Raw genomic sequence first — 19,960 nt, forward strand, 5'->3', positions numbered from 1 at the left:
CGGGTAAACTCTCGGGGTAAGGCAGGTTCCACTGCCTGACACCGAGCCCCCGTCCTCATTGGAGGATCACACGAAAGCGGGGGCGTTTTGCTGTGTCCATGTGGGAGTGACCTGCGCCGTTTCGCGTGAAAATGTGAGACTTATGCGTTTCCTTGAGCCCGGTACGGGACGGCCCGTGGAGTCAGCTCCGGTTCCCTACGACCTGACATACGACGATATCTTCATGGTGCCGAACCGCAGTGCGGTCGGCTCCCGGCAGGGCGTGGACCTCAGCTCCCCGGACGGCACGGGCACCACGATCCCGCTGGTCGTCGCCAACATGACCGCCATCGCCGGCCGCCGTATGGCCGAGACGATGGCCCGGCGCGGCGGCCTCGTGGTCATCCCGCAGGACATCCCGATCGACGTGATCACCGAGGTCGTCGGCTGGGTGAAGAGCCGCCACCTCGTCCTGGACACCCCGATCGTGCTGGCCCCGCACCAGACCGTCGCCGACGCGCTCGCCCTGCTGCCGAAGCGGGCGCACAACGCCGGTGTCGTCGTGGATGCGGAGCAGCGGCCGATCGGTGTGGTCACCGACGCCGACCTGTCCGGCGTGGACCGCTTCACGCAGCTCGAGGTCGTCATGTCCAAGGACCTGCTGCTGCTCGACGCCGACATCGACCCGCGCGAGGCCTTCAACACCCTCGACCACCACAACCGGCGCTACGCCCCCGCGGTCGACCAGGAAGGCCGCCTCGCCGGCATCCTCACCCGCAAGGGCGCCCTGCGCGCCACGCTCTACACGCCGGCCGTCGACGCGCGAGGCAAGCTGCGCATCGCCGCCGCCGTCGGTATCAACGGCGATGTCGCGGGCAAGGCCAAGCAGCTGCTCGACGCGGGCGTCGACACGCTCGTCATCGACACGGCGCACGGCCACCAGGAGTCGATGATCAGCGCGGTCAAGGTGGTCCGCGCCCTCGACCCGAAGGTCCCGATCGTCGCGGGCAACATCGTGTCCGCGGACGGTGTGAAGGACCTCGTCGAGGCCGGCGCCGACATCATCAAGGTCGGTGTCGGACCGGGTGCGATGTGCACCACCCGCATGATGACCGGTGTCGGCCGGCCGCAGTTCTCCGCGGTTCTGGAGTGCGCCGCCGAGGCGAAGAAGTACGGCAAGCACGTCTGGGCCGACGGGGGTGTGCGGCATCCGCGCGATGTCGCCATGGCGCTGGCCGCCGGTGCGTCCAATGTGATGGTCGGGTCCTGGTTCGCGGGCACGTTCGAGTCGCCGGGCGATCTTCAGCAGGATGCCAACGGGCGCCTGTACAAGGAGTCCTTCGGTATGGCGTCCGCGCGTGCCGTGGCCAACCGTACGTCCGACGAGTCGGCCTACGACCGGGCCCGTAAGGCGCTCTTCGAGGAGGGCATCTCCACGTCCCGTATGTTCCTCGACCCGGCCCGGCCGGGTGTCGAGGACCTGATCGACTCGATCATCGCGGGTGTTCGGTCCTCCTGCACCTACGCCGGCGCGGGCTCCCTGGAGGAGTTCGCCGACAAGGCCGTCATCGGCATCCAGAGCGCGGCGGGCTACGCCGAGGGCAAGCCGCTGCACGCCAGCTGGAGCTGAGGTCTGAAGGGCCTTTTTTCGCCCCCGCCGCCCCTACCCGTCCCGTCCCTGGGGGCTGCGCCCCCAGACCCCCTTGTCCTCAATCGCCGGACGGGCTGGATTTGAGGACCTGCGCTGAAATCCAGCCCCTTGGGGGTCCCCCCTCTGGGGGAGTTTGAGGAGCGGGGGTCCAGGGGGCGGAGCCCCCTGAAGGACGGGACGGGTAGGGGCGGCGGGGGCGAAAACAAACAGCCGCGCGCAACGCTCGACAGCCACCGTGCAACGAACACCCACCCAGCCATGATCAACGCAATGATCTTGCGGGCATACGCAAGGTTGCTGCATTACACGGGCAACGTGATTGCTCGTAGGCTGTCGCCTCGTACGTGGCGTGGCAGGGACCCCGCTCGGTGGGTCCCTGCACGAAGGGGTGCCGCTGGTTCCTGCCGCCCTGACCGGCAGCGATGAAGGAGCCAGCGCGTGCTAGACCAAGGCGCACCCCCGCACGACCGCAGTCAGCCCGTCCCCGCCTCCCCGGGCGTCGGCGCGCGGCTGATGCGTCGCAAGCCCGTGGAACGCCTGGTCGCGGAGGGCGGCCAGGGCGAGGGAGGGTCGCTGCGGCGCTCGCTCGGGCTGTGGCAGCTGACCATGATCAGCATCGGTGCGACGCTCGGCACCGGCATCTTCGTGGTGCTCGGCGACGCCGTTCCCGAGGCGGGCCCCGCGGTCACCCTCGCCTTCGTCATCGCCGGTCTCACGGCCTTGTTCTCGGCCCTGTCGTATGCGGAACTCGCGGGCAGCATCCCGGTCGCGGGCTCCTCGTACTCGTATGCATACGCAACGATGGGCGAACTCGTCGCCTGGGTCTGCGGCTGGTGTCTGGTGCTGGAGTACGGCGTGTCCGTGGCCGCCGTCGCGGTCGGCTGGGGCGAGTACCTCAACGAGCTGCTCGACGGGACGATAGGGGTCACCATCCCCGCGGCCCTGTCCTCGGCGCCGGGTGAGGGCGGTGTCATCAACCTGCCCGCGCTGATCGTCGTCCTGCTGGCGATGGTGTTCCTGCTCGGCGGCGTGCGGGAGTCCGCCCGCGCCAACACGATCATGGTCGCCGTGAAGATCGCCGCGCTGGTGCTGTTCTGCACGGTGGGCTTCATGGGCTTCAAGTCCGGCAACTACGAGGACTTCATGCCGCTCGGCATGGCCGGGGTCAGCGCCGCGGGTGCCACGCTGTTCTTCTCGTACATCGGCTTCGACGCCGCCTCCACCGCCGGCGAGGAGGCGAAGAACCCCAAGAAGGACCTGCCGCGGGCGATCATGCTGTCGCTGATCATCGTCACCGCGCTGTACGTGCTCGTCGCGGCCGTCGCCGTCGGCGCCTGGAACTGGACCAAGTTCGAGGGCTCCGAGGCCTCCCTCGCCGCGATCATGAACGACGTCAGCGGCCAGTCCTTCTACGGCACCCTGCTCGCCCTCGGCGCCGTCATCTCCATCGCGAGTGTGGTCCTCACCGTCCTCTACGGCCAGACCCGCATCCTCTTCGCGATGTCCCGCGACGGCCTGGTGCCCAAGGCGCTGGGCAAGGTCCACCGGAAGACCGGCGCACCACGCCTCAACACGGTCATCGTGTCCCTGTTCTGCGGTGCGCTGGCCGCCCTGATCCCGCTGGGCAAGCTCGTCGACGCCACCAGCATCGGCACGCTGTTCGCCTTCGCGCTGGTCAACATCGCGGTGATCATCCTGCGGTACCGGCGACCCGAGCTGGAGCGGACGTTCAAGGTGCCGTTCGGGCCGGTCCTGCCGGTGCTGGGCTTCGGCTTCTGCGCGTACAACATGTTCAGCCTCTCCACCGTGACCTGGGTCGTCTTCGGGTGCTGGATGGCCGCGGGTCTCGTGTTCTACTTCAGTTACGGCTATCGCCGTTCCCGCCTCGCTGTAGCAGCCGTATCAGAAGTGAAGTGAACCACCCGCAGTGCTGAACGATCTCGACGAACGCATCGTGCACGCCCTCGCCGAGGACGCCCGCCGCTCCTACGCGGACATCGGGCAGCTGGTCGGCCTCTCCGCGCCCGCCGTGAAACGGCGCGTGGACCGGCTGCGCGCCACCGGGGCCATCACGGGTTTCACCGTACGGGTGGACCCCTCGGCGCTCGGCTGGGAGACCGAGGGGTTCGTCGAGATCTACTGCCGGCACAACACCTCGCCGGACACCATCCGGCGGGGCCTGGAGCGCTACCAGGAGGTCGTGGCCGCGTCGACCGTCACCGGAGACGCGGACGCGGTCGTCCAGGTCTTCGCCTCCGACATGCGCCACTTCGAGCGGGTCCTGGAGCGGATCGCGGGGGAGCCGTTCGTGGAGCGGACCAAGTCGGTGCTGGTGCTGTCGCCCCTGCTGCGCCGGTTCTCCTCGGGCTCGCCGACCTGATCTGCCCCGCACCTACTCCGCCCGGCGCCGGATCGCCGACAGCAGACGTCCGGTGAGCAGGGCATGCCCGCCCGAGGTGATGACCAGCAGCCGGTAGAGCGTGCCGCCCGGACCGGGGAACCTGGCCCGGGTCTCGGCGCGCAGCCGGGTACGACCGTCGCCGGCCTCCTCCAGGCGGAACACCAGGGCATACGTCGAGAAGTGGTGCCGCCCGATCAGGACCAGTTCACGCCCGGGTTGGGCGGAGGCCACCCGGAACCCGGGAACCGTCGACCCCTCGGCCAGTGGCCGTGGCCCGGACGCCGTCCGGTCGGCACAGCCGACGAGCCGCGCGTAACCGGCCGAACGGGAACGCCCGAAGGCTCCGTCGACCGTCTCGACCAGCCCCTGCCAGACCTCGGTGGCCGAGGCCGCCACGACCGTCGTGCGTTCGTCCACCTGAGGCAGCGCCGCGATCTCCACGTCCCGAGCTCCACTCCGCAGGCTGCACTGCGCAGGCTTCACTGCGCGGTCTTCACTCCGCAGTCTTCCGGGCCAGCGCATTGTTTCCAATGGAGTTGTACACGCTGAAGCTCACCGCGTCCGACCGATACCGGTCGTCCGACCACTCCACCGGCCGCCCTTCCCGCGTCGTGGTCACCCGCCGCACCCGCAGCAGCGGACTGGTGCGCCGGACGAGCAGCAGCTCGGCGTCCTGCGCGCCCGCCGCCACCGCGTCGATGACGTGCTCGCCGTAGGCGAAGACCAGCCCGGTGTCATCGAGCAGCCGCTGCGTCACGGAAGCGCAGTCCGGCTCGATCGGCTCCACTGCGGGGGCTATCCAGTCGGCGTACACCGTCCGCTCCAGCAGCACCGGCTCACCGTCCAGACCCCGCACCCGCAGCACGTGCAACACCGGTGTCCCTTCACGCAGATGGAGACGTACGGCGTCCTCGGTGGTCGCCGGACGGTAGTCCTGGGCGACGACCTGCCCGGTCGCCTCGCGGCCCATCGCGCGCGCCCACTGGGCGAAGCTGCGCAACTCGGCGAAGCTCTGGCTGCGCCGGCTGGCCAGCACCACCCGGCGGGCGCCCTGGCGGGAGCCGATGAGCCCCTCGGCGGTCAGTGTCGCGACGGCCTGACGGACCGTTCCGCGCGAGACGGCGTAGTGGGACGCGAGGTCCGTCTCGGCCGGCAGCAGACTGCCGACTGTGTACTCCTCGCGGTCGATCGCCCGCCGCAGCTCGTCGGCGATCTCCTCATGTCGCGCCGCCATGCTTCCCCTCTGAGTCGGCCACTGTGCACAGCGTGACCAGCCTAGTCGACGTACTTTGGTGATCCGTGTCAGCTGGGATTGTGCAGGTTCTAGGGGTTCAGGGTTTCGCCACTGTTTACGAACGCGACACCAGTTGCCGCATTACTAAGGCCAACTTGTTCAGACAAGTTCTCCCTGTTTGGCTCCTGCACCCTCGCGCGTCCCCTGGAGAAGCCGTGACCGTGTCCCTGCCGAGAACAGCCGCCCTGGGCGTCATCGCCGCCCTCGCCCTGAGCGCCTGTGGCGCCGCCCCCGACGACGAGTCCACCACCGCCGACGGCAAGAGCGCCGCCACCGCCACCTCCGCCGCCGAGTTCGGCGGCATGGACGCGCTGGTGAAGGCCGCCAAGAAGGAGGGCACGCTCAACGCCATCGCGCTGCCCCGCGACTGGGCCAACTACGGCGCCCTGATCGACGGGTTCCAGAAGAAGTACGGCATCAAGATCGCGGTCGAGAACCCGGACGGTTCCAGCCAGGACGAGATCAACGCCGTCACGTCGAGGAAGGGCCAGGGCCGTGCACCCGACGTCCTCGACCTCGGCAGCTCCTTCGCGCTGAGCGCCGCCCAGCAGGGCCTGCTCGCGCCGTACAAGGTGGCGACCTTCGCCGACATCCCCGAGGGCCAGAAGGACGCGCAGGCCCGCTGGTACAACGACTACGGCGGCTACATCTCCATCGGCTGCGACGCCAAGCGGGTCAAGACCTGCCCGACCACCTTCGCCGACCTGCTCAAGCCCCAGTACAAGGGCCAGGTCGCCCTCAACGGCAACCCGACCAAGTCCGGTTCGGCCTTCGGTGGCGTGTACGCGGCCTCCCTCGCGAGCGGCGGCTCCTTCGACGACATCCAGCCCGGCCTCGACTTCTTCGCCGAGCTGAAGAAGAACGGCAACTACACGCCCGTCGAGTCCACCCCGGCCACCGTCGAGAAGGGCGAGACCCCGATCAGCATCGACTGGGACTACCTGAACGCCGGTTACGCCGACGAGTTCAAGTCCAAGGGCGTGGACTGGAAGGTCACGGTGCCGACCGACGGCCAGTTCTCGCAGTACTACTCCCAGGCCATCAACAAGGACGCCCCGCACCCGGCGACCGCCCGTCTGTGGCAGGAGTACCTCTACAGCGCCGAGGGCCAGAACCTGTGGCTCAAGGGCTACGCCCGCCCGGTCCTGATGCCCGCCATGGAGAAGGCCGGCACCCTCGACAAGACGGCCGCCGCCAAGCTCCCCGAGGTCTCCGGGACGCCCACCTTCCCGACCGAGGCCCAGCAGGCCAAGGCCAAGACGGTCCTCGGGCAGGGCTGGGCGAAGGCCGTCTCCGGATGACGGCCACCGCCGTACGGGTCGACTCGGTGTCCGCCGCTGCGGTGAAGCGGCGGCGCCGGTCGCTCGGCTGGCTCGCCGTCGTCCCGCTGCTCGTCTTCACCGCCGTGGCCTTCGGCCTGCCCGCCCTGGCCATGCTGGACGGCGCCTTCACCGTCAAGGACCCGGTGAGCGGCGCCACTTCGTACACCGTGGACAACCTGACGTCCTCGCTCCAGGGGGCGTACCTCACGGCCCTGCTCGGCAGCGTGAAGCTGTCGGCCGTATCAGCGGTGCTGGGTGCGCTGTTCGGGCTGCCGCTCGCGCAGGCCGTGGTCACCTCCCGGTTCCCCGCGCTGCGCGAAGCCGTGCTCACCGCGTCCGGGGTCCTCGCCAACTTCGGCGGCGTCCCGCTGGCCTTCGCGTTCGTCGCCACCCTCGGCAACGCGGGCGTGCTCACCCGGCACCTGGGCCTGACCGACAAGGGCTGGGACCTCTACAGCTTCTGGGGACTGGTCATCGTCTACCTGTACTTCCTGATCCCGCTGATGGTCCTCACCATCACCCCGGCCCTCGACGGGCTGCGCTCCCAGTGGCGCGAGGCCGCGCAGAACAACGGCGCCACGCCCACCCAGTACTGGCGGCATGTCGCCCTGCCGGTGCTGCTGCCCTCGCTGATGGGCGGGCTCGTGCTGCTCTTCGGCAGCGCGTTCGCCGCGTACGCCACCGCCGCCGCCATGGTCGGCAGCTCGATCCCGCTGGTCACCCTCCAGATCGCCGACGCGATCTCCGGCAATGTGCTGGTCGGCCAGGAGAACGTGGCGCTCGCCCTCAGCCTCGACATGGTCCTGGTGGCCGGCCTGGTCATGGCCGTGTACCTGCCCCTTCAGCGAAGGAGCGCCCGATGGCTCGCCTGAACCTGTGGCGCTGGGGCGTGCTCGGCCTCGCCGGCCTGTACTTCCTGGTGCCGCTGGCCGCGTCCGTCGTCTTCACGGTCGACGTGCCCGGCCGGGGCGTCACCTTCGACGCCTACACCCAGATCTTCGCCACCGACGGCTTCACCTCCAGCCTGCTGCTCTCGCTGGAGCTGGCCCTCGCCACCATCGCCCTCGTACTGCTGCTGATGGTGCCTGCCATGGTCGCGCTGCGGCTGGGCGCGCCCCGGCTGCGGCCGGTGGTGGAGGTGGTGTGCTCGCTGCCGCTGGTCGTGCCGCCGATCGCGTTCGTCGCCGGCATGGGCACGGTCCTGAAGTGGGGGCCCGAACACCTCTCCAGGACCCCGCTGTTCCAGACCTTCGTGGCGATCCAGAACCCGGACTTCCCCTTCGTCCTCGTCCTGGCCTACGTCGTGATGGCGCTGCCCTTCGTCTACCGGGCGCTGGACGCCGGACTGCGCGCCGTCGACGTCCGCACCCTCGTCGAGGCCGCCCGCAGCTGCGGGGCCGGCTGGCCGCAGGCGCTCGTCCAGGCCGTTCTGCCCAATCTGCGCGGCGCGCTCCTCAACGCCTCCTTCCTCACGCTGGCCCTGGTACTCGGCGAGTTCACCGTGGCCCAACTGCTCGGCTTCCAGCCCTTCGCGGTGTGGATCGTCAACGTCAGCGGCTCGCAGGCCCAGCTCTCCGTCGCCGTGTCCGTGCTCAGCCTGCTCGTGACGTGGGTGCTGCTCCTCGTCCTGGCCGGCTTCGGCGGACGTACCCGTACTACTTCCCGGGGATGAACCATGACCGTTCTTGAACAGACCTCGACGAAGGCGGCGACCGTCGAATTCCGGGGACTCCGAAGGGAGTTCGGCGCGACCGTCGCCCTCGACGGACTCGACCTGACCGTCCAGCCGGGTGAACTCCTCGCCCTGCTCGGCCCGTCCGGTTGCGGCAAGACCACCGCGCTGCGCATGCTCGCCGGCTTCGAACACCCCGACTCCGGCGCGGTGCTGGTCGACGGCGAGGACGTCTCACGGGTCCCGGCCCATCGCCGCGACGCCGGGATGGTCTTCCAGTCGTACAGCCTCTTCCCGCATCTCGACGCGCTCGACAACGTGGCCTTCGGACTGCGTATGCGCAAGGTACGGACGAGCGAACGGAGGGCGCGTGCCGCCGAGTTGCTGGAGCTGGTGGGCCTCGCCGACAAGGGCGGGCGGTTCCCGCACGAGCTCTCCGGCGGTCAGCAGCAGCGTGTCGCCCTGGCCCGCGCGCTCGCCCTGCGCCCGCGCGTCCTGCTCCTCGACGAACCGCTGTCGGCGCTCGACGCCAAGGTGCGGCTCAGCCTCCGCGAGGAGATCCGGCGGCTCCAGCAGGAGCTCGGCATCACCACCCTGTTCGTCACCCACGACCAGGAGGAGGCCCTGTCCATGGCGGACCGGGTCGCCGTCATGCATGCCGGACGGCTCGAACAGTGCGCGGCCCCGGCCGAGTTGTACGGCCGCCCCGCCACCGCCTTCGTCGCCGAGTTCGTCGGCACCATGAGCCGGATCCCGGGCCGGCTGGTCCAGGGCGAGGTCGAGGTGCTCGGGCAGCGGCTGCCGGTCGACGGTCCCGTGCCGTCGGCGACCGAAGTGGACGTGCTGGTGCGGCCGGAGGCCGTGCGGGTACGGGCCGAGGACGACGGGAAGGCACAGGTGGCCGCCACCTCCTTCCTGGGCGCGGCCGTCCGCGTCACCGTCAGGCTCGCCGACGGCACCGAGGTCAAGGCCGATCTGCCCGCGCACGAGGCCACGGCGCTCACGGCGGGCGCCGCGGTGAGCGTGTCGCTGCCTCAGCGGCCGGTACTGGTGGCCGAACGTATTCGCTGACCGCAGCCGCCGTACACCCTGCAATCCCCCCACACGAAAGAGACAACCGTGACCCGACTCCCGCTCCAGGCCGTCCTGTTCGACATGGACGGCACGCTCGTCGACACCGAGCGCCTGTGGTGGGAGGCGGTGGAACAGGTGGCCGGCCGGACGCTGACCGAGGCGGACCGGCCGGAAGTGCTCGGGCGACCCGTCGAGCACACCGCCGCGTGGCTCGCCGCGGCCATCGGCACCCCCGCCGAGACGCTCGCCGAGGTGCTCCACCGGGAGTTCGCGGACCGCGTCCGCACCGGCATCGTGCCCCGCCCCGGCGCCCTCGACCTGCTCGACGCCCTGGCCCGGGAGAGCGTACCGACGGCCCTGGTGACCGCGTCTCCGAGAGCCGTGGCCGACATCGTCCTCGAAGCCCTGGGAGGCGCGAGCCGCTTCGCGGTCTCCGTCACCACCGACGACATCGAGCGCACCAAGCCCGCCCCCGATCCCTACCTCGCCGCCTGCCGGGGCCTCGGCGTCGACCCGTCGGCCTGCGTGGCCGTCGAGGACACGGAGACCGGCGTCGCCTCCGCCGAGGCGGCGGGGTGCGCGGTGCTCGCCGTTCCCTCGCTCGCGCCCATCGAGGCGGGGCCCGGCCGGACCGTCCTGGCCAGCCTGACGGGCGTCACCCCGGGGCAGCTGGGCGCCCTGCTGCCGCACCGGCTGCGCGTCATGACCTGGAACCTCTGGTACGGCGGCACGAAGGTCCACGACCACCGGGCCAAGCAGCTCAAGGCCATCGCGGAGACCGACGTGGACGTGGTCGGGCTGCAGGAGACGTACGGCACCGCCGCCGAGGAACTGGCCGAGGCGCTCGGCTGGTACCACCACCGGGCCGGCGAGAACCTCGGGATCATCAGCCGCCACCCGATCACGGCCCCCCTCGGCGACCCGGACGTCGGCTTCTACGGAGCGGCCGGAGCCCGTATCGCCGTAGCAGGCAAGGAGGTCGACGTCTGGACGGTGCATCTGGACTACACGCCGTACGGGCCCTACGAATCCGCCTTCGACGGGCTGCCGGCCGGCGATCTGATCGCCCACGAAGAGGTCCGGCTCGACCAGATGCGGGACACCCTGCGCCGGATCGACGACGTCGTGCCTGCCGTCCTGGTGGGCGACTTCAACAGCCCCTCCCACCTGGACCGGCCGGACGTCGAGTGGCCGGTCACGAAGGCGGCCGAGGAGGCAGGCTTCCGCGACTCCTACCGCGAGGCCCACCCGGACCCCGTGCGGGACCCCGGCCACACCTGGTCACCGATCCACGACGAGCACGAGGACGGCAGCGGTCGCCCCGAGCCGCAGGACCGGATCGACTTCGTCCTGCACCGGGGGCTGCGCGTGCTCGACTCCGAGACCTACGTCTGCGGCACCCCGCGGACCTGGCCGGACGTCGAGCACAACGACTGGCCGTCCGACCACGCCGCCGTGATCACCACATTTTCGCTGGCCAGCGGGCCCCGACCTGTCTAACATCGGTGTCATGACCTGGCGACATTGATCCACCAGCCGTGCCTCCCGAGGGCCGCCTCGGACGCCGTACCCACGACGTCCGAACCGCCCTTCCGGGAAGGCCTCATGACACTCTCACCCGCGCGCGTGCCCGCGACCGGCGTCCGCCGACTGACCGGCACGCTGTACGGCTACGCGTTCCTCGACGACTTCGTCCTGCTCTACCCGGTGTACGCGCTGCTCTTCGCCGACACCGGTCTGTCGCTCTGGCAGATCTCCTCCCTGTTCGCCCTCTGGTCGATCACCGCCGTGGTGCTGGAGGTTCCCTCCGGTGCCTGGGCCGACGCCGTCTCGCGCCGACTGCTGCTGTGGGTGGGCCCGCTGCTCACCGCGGCCGGCTTCGCGCTGTGGGTGATCGTCCCGTCGTACTGGGCCTTCGCCCTCGGCTTCGTCCTGTGGGGCACCGGGGGAGCGCTCGGCTCCGGTGCGCTGGAGGCGCTGGTCTACGACGAACTGGAGCTGCTCGGCTCGGCCGACCGGTACGCGCGTGTGATGGGCCGGGCGCGGGCGGCGCGTCTGGTGGGCACGATGGCGTCGATCGGCCTCGCCGGACCGGTCTTCACGCTGGGCGGCTACCCGGCCGTGGGCGCGGCCAGTGTGCTGGCCTGTCTGCTGACCGCCCTCGCGGCGACCCGGTTTCCGGAACACCGGACCCGGTCGGAGAAGGGCGACGACGGCTGGGCGAAGACCCTGCGCACCGGACTCGCCGAAGTCCACCGGGACCGGTCGGTACGCGGCGCACTCCTGCTCGTCCCGGCCGTCGCCGCCGTATGGGGCGCGCTCGACGAGTACACGCCCCTCCTGGCCCGTGACACCGGTGTGGCGGAGGGGACCGTGCCCTATCTGCTGCTGCTGATCTGGACCTTCGTCACGGTCGGCAGCCTGTTCTCCGGTCCGGCCGAACGCCTCGGTACGACCGGGCTCGCGGCGCTGCTCGCGGCCTCCGCACTCGCCCTTGCCGTGGGCGCCGCCGCCCGCTCGGTGGCCGGCATCGCCCTCGTCGGCCTCGCCTTCGGCGGCTTCCAACTCGCCGAGGTGCTCGCCGACGTCCGTCTCCAGCACCGTATCGACGAGTCCCGCCGGGCCACGCTCACCTCCGTGGCGAGCCTGGGCACGGAGCTCGCCACGGTCGCCACGTTCGGCGTGTACGCACTGCTCGGGATGGGCGCGGCGCACAGCACGGTCTTCGCGATGCTCGCGGTTCCCTACCTGGTGACGGCTCTGGCGCTGGCAAGGACAGGCCTTAGAAGTCGGGCTGCCACGGCACGACCGTGAAGTCGCCCGTCCCCTTCTTGACCTTCTCGAAGGGGGCGGACCCGACGCACTTGGGCAGCTCCTTCGTCTCGACGGGGCTGCCCGTCGAGGCCCAGCTGTAGCCGAGCCGGTCGTGACGGCCGACGTCGTGGACGGTGATGCCGACCCGCTTGCCCTCGGCGCCCGGCAGGTCGGAGGAGGTGATGACCCCGGAGACGACGGCCACCTTCCCGCCGGTGACCAGGCAGTCGACCTTCGCCTCGGCGCGGGCGCCCTCGCCGTTCAGGTAGTGGCTCCACTCGAAGGTGCCCGTGGCCTTCATCGGGTCGGCGGTGTCCTTCGCCGCCAGATGCGCATCGAAGGAGAACGTGATGTCGTCCCCGGCCGAGCGGTACAGCTTGGCGGTGCCGGTGAGGGCGGCGGCCTCCCGCTGCCGCGGCGCGTCCGACGCGGTGGCGGCCGAGGTGGCCCCGGCGGTGAGCAGCAGCGCGGAGCCAAGCACGACGATCTTCGTACGGCGGTTCATCGCGGTCCTTTCTGCAGGTCAGGTGGACGGTCCCCACTCTCCCGGCGCTGTGCCCACGGCACATCGCGCCGGGGACGGAGCCCGGTCTCCGCCATCCGGCGGGGGAGATCGCCCGGCCCTGCGCTGCGAGGAGGACCGGAGATACCACGGAGGTCGCGCAACGAATCGCCGCCCACCCCTCGGCGCACGCAACGAACCGCTCACCGGCGCGCAACGGCTCCTTCTTGTCCGCCCTGGTCAGCCACCCGTACCGTCTACGTGGCCCCCGCAACCACCCTTCCGCCCCGTTGAGGACACGCATGCGCACCGCCCTGCTCCAGAGCTCCGGCCGCCCCGGGTCGACCGTCGAGAACCTCAAGGTCCTCGACGAGGCCGCGGGCCGTGCCGCCGCCGCGGGTGCCGGGCTGCTGGTCGCGCCGGAGATGTTCCTCACCGGATACGCCATCGGCGACGACATCGCCCGCCTCGCCGAGCCCGCGGACGGCGACTGCGCCGACGCGATCGCCGACCTCGCCTCGCGGCACCGGCTCGTGATCGCCTACGGCTACCCGGAGCGCGACGGCGACAGCGTCTTCAACTCCGCCCAGCTGATCTCCGCCGACGGCGACCGCCTCGCCAACTACCGCAAGACCCACCTCTTCGGCTGCTTCGAGCGCGATCACTTCACCCCGGGCGAACAGCCGGTCGTCCAGGCCGAGTTGAACGGCCTCCGCGTCGGCCTCATGATCTGCTACGACGTCGAGTTCCCGGAGAACGTCCGCGCCCACGCCCTCGCCGGCACCGACCTCCTCCTCGTACCGACCGCGCAGATGCACCCGTTCCAGTTCGTCGCCGAGTCCGTCGTCCCGGTGCGGGCCTTCGAGAACCAGATGTACGTCGCGTACGTCAACCGGGTCGGCCAGGAGGGCGAGTTCGAGTTCGTCGGGCTCTCCACACTGGCCGGCCCCGACGGGATCGCCCGCACCCGCGCCGGCCGCGGCGAGGAGTTGGTGGTGGCCGATGCTGACCCCGCCATCCTCGCCGCCTCCCGCGAGGCGAATCCGTACTTGAAGGACCGCCGCCCCGACCTCTACGGGGCCCTCATCTGAGGTCCCGCTCCTCCCAGACTCACTCTCGTGCAAGGAGTCCGTACCGTTACTCAGAGCCTCGATGGCTCCAAGCAATCCGAACATTTCTGTCCGGATTGTCCGTTCTCTGCTCGCTGAGCGGAGATTACGGTTCACGCTTCACCGCCGACAGCCCGGACAACAATCCCGGGTCTTACACCGGCTCCACGTGAGGTTTTGAGTCTCCGAGCCACTCCCGGCGACCAGCCCCGACTCTACTCACCCCGACCGACAGATACCGACGAATACTGAAATCAGCGAGGAGTCCGCCCCCATGACGTCCACGGTGCCCAACGCCGTCCAGCACGCCGACGCGCAGCAGCCGCCGATCACCATGTTCGGGCCGGACTTCCCCTACGCGTACGACGACTTCCTCGCCCACCCGGCGGGCCTCGGCCAGATACCCGCGACCGAGCACGGCACCGAGGTCGCGGTCATCGGTGGCGGGCTGTCCGGCATCGTGGCCGCCTACGAGCTGATGAAGATGGGCCTGCAGCCCGTTGTCTACGAGGCCGACCAGATCGGTGGACGGCTGCGGACCGTCGGCTTCGACGGGTGCGACCCCTCCCTCACCGCCGAGATGGGCGCGATGCGCTTCCCGCCGTCCTCCACGGCGCTTCAGCACTACATCGACCTGGTCGGCCTTGAGACCCAGCCCTTCCCCAACCCCCTTGCGGAAACCACCCCTTCGACGGTGGTCGACCTCAAGGGCGAGTCGCACTACGCCGAGACGGTCGACGACCTGCCGCAGGTCTACCGCGATGTCGCCGAGGCCTGGAGCAAGTGCCTCGAAGAGGGCGCCGACTTCTCCGACATGAACCGCGCCCTGCGCGAGCGCGATGTGCCGCGCATCCGCGAGATCTGGTCCCGGCTCGTCGAGAAGCTCGACAACCAGACCTTCTACGGCTTCCTCTGCGACTCCGAGGCGTTCAAGTCCTTCCGGCACCGCGAGATCTTCGGCCAGGTCGGCTTCGGCACCGGCGGCTGGGACACCGACTTCCCCAACTCGATCCTGGAGATCCTGCGCGTCGTCTACACCGAGGCCGACGATCACCACCGCGGCATCGTCGGCGGCAGCCAGCAACTCCCGTTGCGGCTCTGGGAGCGCGAGCCGGAGAAGATCGTGCACTGGGCGTACGGCACATCGCTGAAGTCCCTGCACGACAACGGCGAACCGCGCCCCGCCGTGACCCGCCTGCACCGCACCGCCGGCAACCGCATCACCGTCACCGACGCGAACGGCGACATCCGCACCTTCCAGGCCGCGGTGTTCACCGCCCAGTCCTGGATGCTGCTCTCCAAGATCGCCTGCGACGACTCGCTCTTCCCGATCGACCACTGGACGGCGATCGAGCGCACCCACTACATGGAGAGCTCCAAGCTCTTCGTGCCGGTCGACCGGCCCTTCTGGCTCGACAAGGACGAGGACACCGGCCGCGACGTGATGTCGATGACGCTCACCGACCGGATGACGCGCGGGACTTACCTCCTCGACGACGGCCCCGACAGGCCCGCGGTGATCTGTCTGTCGTACACCTGGTGCGACGACAGCCTGAAGTGGCTGCCGCTGTCCGCGAACGAGCGGATGGAGGTCATGCTGAAGTCGCTCGGCGAGATCTATCCGAAGGTCGACATCAGGAAGCACATCATCGGCAGCCCGGTGACGGTGTCCTGGGAGAACGAGCCGTACTTCATGGGCGCGTTCAAGGCGAACCTGCCCGGTCACTACCGCTACCAGCGGCGCCTGTTCACGCACTTCATGCAGGACCGGCTGCCCGAGGACAAGCGGGGCATCTTCCTCGCCGGCGACGACATCTCCTGGACGGCGGGCTGGGCCGAGGGTGCGATCCAGACCGCGCTGAACGCGGTGTGGGGCGTCATGCACCACTTCGGCGGGGCGACCGACGGGACCAACCCCGGTCCGGGCGACCTGTACGACGAGATCGCGCCGGTGGAGCTCCCGGAGGACTGACCCGGATCAGTCCGGCAGCGGGGTGAGCAGCATCCGTCCCGCGAACCCCACCACCGCGTCCAGTCGCTCGGTGAACTCCTCGGCGACGTCGGGGAGTTCACGCAAGGCCCACAGCGCCCGCGCCGTCGACCAGGTGGCGTCCCGGGCCCGCTCCAGGCTCCATGAGCCGAGCAGATGGGTGAGCGGGTCGGCGATCTGGAGGAGGTCGGGGCCCGGCATCAGATCTTCGCGGATGCGCTCCTCCAGCGAGACGAGGAGATCGCCCACGCGGTCGAACTCGTCCTCCAACTCGGCCGGGGCGCAGTCGAGCGTACGACAGGTGTCCACGACCGCCAGCGCGAGATCGTGACCGATGTGCGCATTGATGCCCGCCAGCGCGAACTGAAGCGGACGTACACCGGGATGGCGGCGGTACTGGAACAACGGCCGCCAGCAGGCCGGCGGTCGCCGCTCACCGGCACCCGCGTCCACCGCCGCCAAGTACCGCTCCGCGAACCGCACGTCCAGCGTGATCGCGGCCCGCGCGTCGGCGAACCGACCCGCGTCGATCTGTCCGTCGACGGCCTCGGTGACGGCGAGGTAGACGCGGTTGAACACGGCGACCCCGTCCCGCTCGGGCAGGGTCGCGTCGAGGGCGCGCATACGGGAGACGACCGCGTCTACGGGTGTGGTGATCTGTTCCAATTGCCCCATGCACGCAGGGTCCCAGCCCTAGGCTGTCCGCGGAGCCGCCGGGCCCGACGCTTCCCCAGAATGGGGGAACGCGCCCGTCGCGCAGGGGGAGCACAGGGGGGAGCACTACTGTGTCAGGCTCACGTGCCCGCCGCCTGGCCGCACGCAGGGCCCGGCGCAGGAGCGCCGTCCGGCGCGCCGCGATGGTCGCGGCGGCCTCCGTGGTGGTCGCCGTCGGCACGGTCACCGGCATGGTGTCCGCACTCGACGACGGGCGCGGCTCCGACGAGGCCAGGCCCGAGGTGACCGGTTCGCCGCACCTGGAACCGCTGCCCGCGGTCCCCTCGGCGTCCCCCTCGACCAAGAAGTCCGCTTCCCCGTCGTCGCCGTCGCCCTCTCCTTCGAAGAAGGAGGAAGAGAGCGGGACCCCCTCGGCCACGGAGACGGAGCCGGAGCGGCAGACCGCCGCCGAGTCCACCCGGCTCTACCGCCACCCCGAGTCCCAGGTGCTCGACTGGGTCCGCGCCAACCCCGGCGACCCGCGCCGCGCGGTCATCGAGTCCCGTATAGCCGATCATCCGGCGGCGGTGTGGTTCGCCGACTTCACCCCGGCCACCATCACCGCCCGGGTGCGCGCGGTCACCTCCGGCGGCACGGCACAGGGCAGGGTGCCGGTGGTGGTGCCGTACGCGATCCCGGACCGCGACTGCGGCGGGTACTCGGAGGGCGGCGCGCCCGATCTCGGAGCGTACGACGCCTGGATCGACGCCTTCGCGGCAGGGCTGGGCTCCGCCGACGTGATCGTGATCCTGGAGCCCGACTCCATCGCCCAGGCCGACTGTCTCTCCGCCGGTGCCCGGGCCGACCGCTTCGCCTCGCTGGCCCGCGCGGGCCGCGTCCTGAAGTCCGCCAACCCCAGGGCGCGGGTCTACTTCGACGCGGGCCACTCCGGCTGGAACCCGGCGGCCGAGCAGGCGGCGCTGCTGAAACAGGCGGGCGCCGCCTCGGCCGCCTCCTCCGACGGCATCTTCAGCAACGTCTCCAACTTCCACCGCACGGAGGCCGAGATCGCCTACGACCGACAGGTCCTCGACGCCCTCGACGGCCCGGCGGGTCTGGGTGCGGTGATCGACACCAGCCGCAACGGCAACGGCGCCCCGGCCGGCGGACAGTGGTGCGACCCGTCAGGCCGCAAGCTCGGGCGGGCGCCGACGCTGAACACGGGGGAGGCTGGCATCGACGGCTATCTGTGGGTGAAGCTGCCGGGCGAGTCGGACGGCTGCAAGGGTGCGCCCGGCACGTTCACACCGTCGTACGCCTACGATCTGGCGCGCTGACCCGGCCGTCGGCCGTCACCCGCGGGACTCGTCGAGAATCAGGCCGGTGTGCTTGAGTTGGGCGCCGCGACCGCCCCTGGCCTCGCGGTTCACGCCTCACACTCCGGAACGAAAGCGGACTTCGTGCACGTACTGATCCTGGGCGGCACCGCCGAGGCCCGTCGCCTCGCCGAGATCCTCGCGGCCGAGGCGTCGCCGGGGCTCAGGGTGACGAACTCCCTGGCCGGGCGCGTGTCCACGCCCCGGCTGCCGCCCGGCGAGGTACGCGTGGGCGGCTTCGGCGGCGCCGAGGGGCTGGCTCGGTGGCTGCGCGAGCACGAGGTGGACGCGCTCGTCGACGCCACGCATCCCTTCGCCGGGACGATCAGTTCCAACGCGGCGCGGGCCGCCGGTGCCGCCCACGTTCCCCTTCTCGCGCTGCGGCGCCCCGGCTGGGTGCCGGTGGAGGGCGACGACTGGCATGAGGCCGGCTCGCTGGAGGAGGCCGCACAGTTGCTGCGCGCGCTCGGCCGACGGGTGTTCCTCACCACCGGTCGCATGGGTCTGGCCGCGTTCGCGTCCCTGGACGAGCTGTGGTTCCTCGTACGGTCCGTGGACGCGCCCGAGGCCCCGCACCCGGCCCGCATGGAGGTGCTGCTCGACCGCGGCCCCTTCACCCTCGCCGGGGAGCGGGAACTGCTGCGCCGTCACCGCGTCGACGTCGTCGTGACCAAGGACAGCGGGGGAGCGGCCGCCGCGCCCAAGCTGACGGCCGCCCGCGAGGCGGGACTGCCGGTGCTCGTGGTCCGGCGCCCGCCCGCGCCCGAAGGGGTCCCGGTCGCGGTGGACCCGGAGCAGGCGGCCCGCTGGATCGGGGAGCGCCTCGGGCTGCCACCTTTTCCCGACGCCGACTGAAACCTGACAGGAGCTTTGCCGCGGGTGTGTTGTAGCTGCAACTGGTTCGCACAAACCTGGAAGGCGCGGCTGAAGACAGCCGATCGCCGAAAAGTAAGGCCCGCGTCTCCATGACCACCGCTCCCGATTCCGCCCGCTCCGCCACTGCCGGAGCCCGCGGTTTCTCGTGGCACCGCATCCGTACGTCGATGACCCGCAGGGAGTGGGCGAGCGTCGGCGGGATGGCCGCGTTCATCCTGGCGCTGCACGTCGTCGGCTGGTTCACGCTGGTGGTGATCGTCGCTCCGGCCCACTACGACCTGGGCACCAAGACCTTCGGCATCGGGATGGGCGTCACCGCCTACACGCTCGGCATGCGGCACGCCTTCGACGCCGATCACATCGCCGCCATCGACAACACCACGCGCAAGCTGATGGGCCAGGAGCAGCGGCCGCTGTCGGTGGGTTTCTGGTTCTCGCTGGGCCACTCGACCATCGTCTTCGCCCTCACCTTCCTGCTCTCCCTCGGCGTCAGGGCGCTGACGGGCCCGGTCGAGAACGAGGACTCCGGGCTGCACGACGTCACGGGCTGGATCGGCACGACCGTCTCCGGCGCCTTCCTCTACCTCATCGCGATCATCAACCTGGTGATCATGGCCGGGATCTGGAAGGTCTTCCGCCAGATGCGCTCCGGTCACTTCGACGAGGCCGCCCTCGAAAAGCAGCTCGACAACCGGGGGTTCATGAACCGTCTGCTGGGCCGGCTGATGAAGTCGATCACCAAGCCGTGGCAGATGTATCCGCTGGGCCTCCTCTTCGGCCTCGGCTTCGACACGGCGACGGAGGTCGCCCTGCTGGTGCTTGCCGGTTCGGGCGCCGCCTCCGGGCTGCCCTGGTACGCGATCCTGTGCCTGCCCGTCCTGTTCGCGGCCGGCATGTCACTGCTGGACACGATCGACGGCTCGTTCATGAACTTCGCGTACGGCTGGGCGTTCTCCAAGCCGGTCCGCAAGGTCTACTACAACCTCACCATCACCGGGCTGTCCGTCGCCGTCGCGTTCATCATCGGCACCGTCGAACTCCTCGGCCTGATCGCCGAGAAGGCGGATCTGCACGGCCCCTTCTGGGACCGCGTGTCCGGCCTCGACCTCAACATCATCGGCTACGTCGTCGTCGGCCTGTTCTTCGCCACCTGGGCGCTGGCCCTGCTGGTGTGGAAGGTCGGCCGGATCGAGGAGAAGTGGACGGCGGGCCTGGCCGAGCCGGCCCCGGCCGAACGGAGCTGACG

18 protein-coding genes are annotated in these 19,960 nt (G+C 70.4%); 14 read left to right on the forward strand and 4 right to left on the reverse strand.

What is annotated here, in order from left to right; all coding sequences use genetic code 11:
• Positions 1-142: 142 nt before the first annotated feature.
• The 3 genes from ACIHFB_RS38100 (at position 143) to ACIHFB_RS38110 (ending at position 4,010) form a co-directional block, all read left to right on the forward strand.
• Positions 143-1,609: a GuaB1 family IMP dehydrogenase-related protein gene (locus ACIHFB_RS38100; RefSeq protein ID WP_400129292.1), complete on the forward strand. Its 1,467-nt coding sequence runs from the start codon at positions 143-145 to the stop codon at positions 1,607-1,609.
• 459 nt (positions 1,610-2,068) lie between these two features.
• On the forward strand, positions 2,069-3,547 hold the full coding sequence (locus ACIHFB_RS38105; RefSeq protein WP_365282579.1) for an amino acid permease: 1,479 nt from the start codon (positions 2,069-2,071) through the stop codon (positions 3,545-3,547).
• 10 nt (positions 3,548-3,557) lie between these two features.
• Positions 3,558-4,010, forward strand: coding sequence for an Lrp/AsnC family transcriptional regulator (locus tag ACIHFB_RS38110; protein ID WP_048581051.1), 453 nt, complete (start codon positions 3,558-3,560; stop codon positions 4,008-4,010).
• A 12-nt stretch (positions 4,011-4,022) separates the two neighbouring features.
• Here the strand turns inward: ACIHFB_RS38110 and ACIHFB_RS38115 are convergent, their stop codons facing one another.
• Together ACIHFB_RS38115 and ACIHFB_RS38120 are read right to left on the reverse strand one after the other, a co-directional pair.
• Positions 4,023-4,472 (reverse strand): hypothetical protein, encoded by a 450-nt coding sequence (locus ACIHFB_RS38115; protein ID WP_400129293.1) that lies wholly within the window; start codon positions 4,470-4,472, stop codon positions 4,023-4,025.
• Between the two features lie 52 nt (positions 4,473-4,524).
• On the reverse strand, positions 4,525-5,265 hold the full coding sequence (locus ACIHFB_RS38120) for a GntR family transcriptional regulator (protein ID WP_400129294.1): 741 nt from the start codon (positions 5,263-5,265) through the stop codon (positions 4,525-4,527).
• Between the two features lie 215 nt (positions 5,266-5,480).
• Between ACIHFB_RS38120 and ACIHFB_RS38125 the strand changes: the two genes are divergently transcribed.
• The 6 genes from ACIHFB_RS38125 to ACIHFB_RS38150 all read left to right on the forward strand — a co-directional run bounded on the left by ACIHFB_RS38125 (position 5,481) and on the right by ACIHFB_RS38150 (position 12,207).
• Positions 5,481-6,626, forward strand: coding sequence for an ABC transporter substrate-binding protein (locus tag ACIHFB_RS38125; protein ID WP_400129295.1), 1,146 nt, complete (start codon positions 5,481-5,483; stop codon positions 6,624-6,626).
• The gene (locus ACIHFB_RS38130) at positions 6,623-7,519 is read left to right on the forward strand and encodes an ABC transporter permease subunit (protein ID WP_365282583.1); all 897 of its coding nucleotides are present in this window, start codon (positions 6,623-6,625) and stop codon (positions 7,517-7,519) included. Before ACIHFB_RS38125 ends, ACIHFB_RS38130 begins: the two co-directional genes overlap by 4 nt.
• Positions 7,507-8,319: an ABC transporter permease gene (locus ACIHFB_RS38135; RefSeq protein ID WP_400129296.1), complete on the forward strand. Its 813-nt coding sequence runs from the start codon at positions 7,507-7,509 to the stop codon at positions 8,317-8,319. Before ACIHFB_RS38130 ends, ACIHFB_RS38135 begins: the two co-directional genes overlap by 13 nt.
• A gap of 3 nt (positions 8,320-8,322) precedes the next feature.
• Positions 8,323-9,390, forward strand: coding sequence for an ABC transporter ATP-binding protein (locus ACIHFB_RS38140; protein WP_400129297.1), 1,068 nt, complete (start codon positions 8,323-8,325; stop codon positions 9,388-9,390).
• 48 nt (positions 9,391-9,438) lie between these two features.
• Positions 9,439-10,893: an HAD-IA family hydrolase gene (locus ACIHFB_RS38145; RefSeq protein WP_400129298.1), complete on the forward strand. Its 1,455-nt coding sequence runs from the start codon at positions 9,439-9,441 to the stop codon at positions 10,891-10,893.
• A 105-nt stretch (positions 10,894-10,998) separates the two neighbouring features.
• On the forward strand, positions 10,999-12,207 hold the full coding sequence (locus ACIHFB_RS38150; RefSeq protein ID WP_400129299.1) for an MFS transporter: 1,209 nt from the start codon (positions 10,999-11,001) through the stop codon (positions 12,205-12,207).
• Here ACIHFB_RS38150 and ACIHFB_RS38155 read toward each other — a convergent pair.
• Positions 12,176-12,712, reverse strand: coding sequence for a Repetin (locus tag ACIHFB_RS38155; protein WP_365282588.1), 537 nt, complete (start codon positions 12,710-12,712; stop codon positions 12,176-12,178). The genes ACIHFB_RS38150 and ACIHFB_RS38155 overlap by 32 nt on opposite strands.
• A 299-nt stretch (positions 12,713-13,011) precedes the next feature.
• Between ACIHFB_RS38155 and ACIHFB_RS38160 the strand changes: the two genes are divergently transcribed.
• Both ACIHFB_RS38160 and ACIHFB_RS38165 read left to right on the forward strand, forming a co-directional pair.
• Positions 13,012-13,800: a carbon-nitrogen hydrolase family protein gene (locus ACIHFB_RS38160; RefSeq protein ID WP_400129300.1), complete on the forward strand. Its 789-nt coding sequence runs from the start codon at positions 13,012-13,014 to the stop codon at positions 13,798-13,800.
• A gap of 292 nt (positions 13,801-14,092) precedes the next feature.
• Entirely contained in the window at positions 14,093-15,790 is a 1,698-nt protein-coding gene (locus ACIHFB_RS38165) for a flavin monoamine oxidase family protein (RefSeq protein WP_400129301.1), read from the forward strand.
• Positions 15,791-15,796: 6 nt separating this feature from the next.
• Here ACIHFB_RS38165 and ACIHFB_RS38170 read toward each other — a convergent pair whose 3' ends face one another.
• Complete coding sequence (locus ACIHFB_RS38170) at positions 15,797-16,483, reverse strand: DUF5995 family protein (protein WP_400129302.1); 687 nt, start codon at positions 16,481-16,483, stop codon at positions 15,797-15,799.
• Positions 16,484-16,665: 182 nt separating this feature from the next.
• Between ACIHFB_RS38170 and ACIHFB_RS38175 the strand changes: the two genes are divergently transcribed.
• The 3 genes from ACIHFB_RS38175 (at position 16,666) to ACIHFB_RS38185 (ending at position 19,958) form a co-directional block, all read left to right on the forward strand.
• Positions 16,666-17,799: a glycoside hydrolase family 6 protein gene (locus tag ACIHFB_RS38175; RefSeq protein WP_400129346.1), complete on the forward strand. Its 1,134-nt coding sequence runs from the start codon at positions 16,666-16,668 to the stop codon at positions 17,797-17,799.
• Positions 17,800-17,922: 123 nt separating this feature from the next.
• Positions 17,923-18,693, forward strand: a complete 771-nt coding sequence (locus tag ACIHFB_RS38180) for a cobalt-precorrin-6A reductase (protein WP_400129303.1) — start codon at positions 17,923-17,925, stop codon at positions 18,691-18,693.
• A gap of 110 nt (positions 18,694-18,803) precedes the next feature.
• A complete protein-coding gene (locus ACIHFB_RS38185) occupies positions 18,804-19,958 on the forward strand; it encodes a HoxN/HupN/NixA family nickel/cobalt transporter (protein ID WP_400129304.1) in 1,155 nt (384 codons plus the stop codon).
• The last annotated feature ends 2 nt before the right edge of the window (positions 19,959-19,960 follow it).

The sequence above is a fragment of the Streptomyces sp. NPDC051963 genome (assembly GCF_044593495.1).
In the GTDB taxonomy this organism is placed as follows: domain Bacteria; phylum Actinomycetota; class Actinomycetes; order Streptomycetales; family Streptomycetaceae; genus Streptomyces.

Bases quoted from the DNA above. Each gene is read 5' to 3' on its own strand.
- ACIHFB_RS38100 (WP_400129292.1), top strand. From the start codon at position 143: ATGCGTTTCCTTGAGCCCGGTACGGGACGGCCCGTGGAGTCAGCTCCG.
- ACIHFB_RS38120 (WP_400129294.1), bottom strand. From the start codon at position 5,265: ATGGCGGCGCGACATGAGGAGATCGCCGACGAGCTGCGGCGGGCGATC.
- ACIHFB_RS38130 (WP_365282583.1), top strand. From the start codon at position 6,623: ATGACGGCCACCGCCGTACGGGTCGACTCGGTGTCCGCCGCTGCGGTG.
- ACIHFB_RS38135 (WP_400129296.1), top strand. From the start codon at position 7,507: ATGGCTCGCCTGAACCTGTGGCGCTGGGGCGTGCTCGGCCTCGCCGGC.
- ACIHFB_RS38140 (WP_400129297.1), top strand. From the start codon at position 8,323: ATGACCGTTCTTGAACAGACCTCGACGAAGGCGGCGACCGTCGAATTC.
- ACIHFB_RS38150 (WP_400129299.1), top strand. From the start codon at position 10,999: ATGACACTCTCACCCGCGCGCGTGCCCGCGACCGGCGTCCGCCGACTG.
- ACIHFB_RS38155 (WP_365282588.1), bottom strand. From the start codon at position 12,712: ATGAACCGCCGTACGAAGATCGTCGTGCTTGGCTCCGCGCTGCTGCTC.
- ACIHFB_RS38160 (WP_400129300.1), top strand. From the start codon at position 13,012: ATGCGCACCGCCCTGCTCCAGAGCTCCGGCCGCCCCGGGTCGACCGTC.
- ACIHFB_RS38165 (WP_400129301.1), top strand. From the start codon at position 14,093: ATGACGTCCACGGTGCCCAACGCCGTCCAGCACGCCGACGCGCAGCAG.
- ACIHFB_RS38170 (WP_400129302.1), bottom strand. From the start codon at position 16,483: ATGGGGCAATTGGAACAGATCACCACACCCGTAGACGCGGTCGTCTCC.
- ACIHFB_RS38175 (WP_400129346.1), top strand. From the start codon at position 16,666: ATGGTCGCGGCGGCCTCCGTGGTGGTCGCCGTCGGCACGGTCACCGGC.
- ACIHFB_RS38185 (WP_400129304.1), top strand. From the start codon at position 18,804: ATGACCACCGCTCCCGATTCCGCCCGCTCCGCCACTGCCGGAGCCCGC.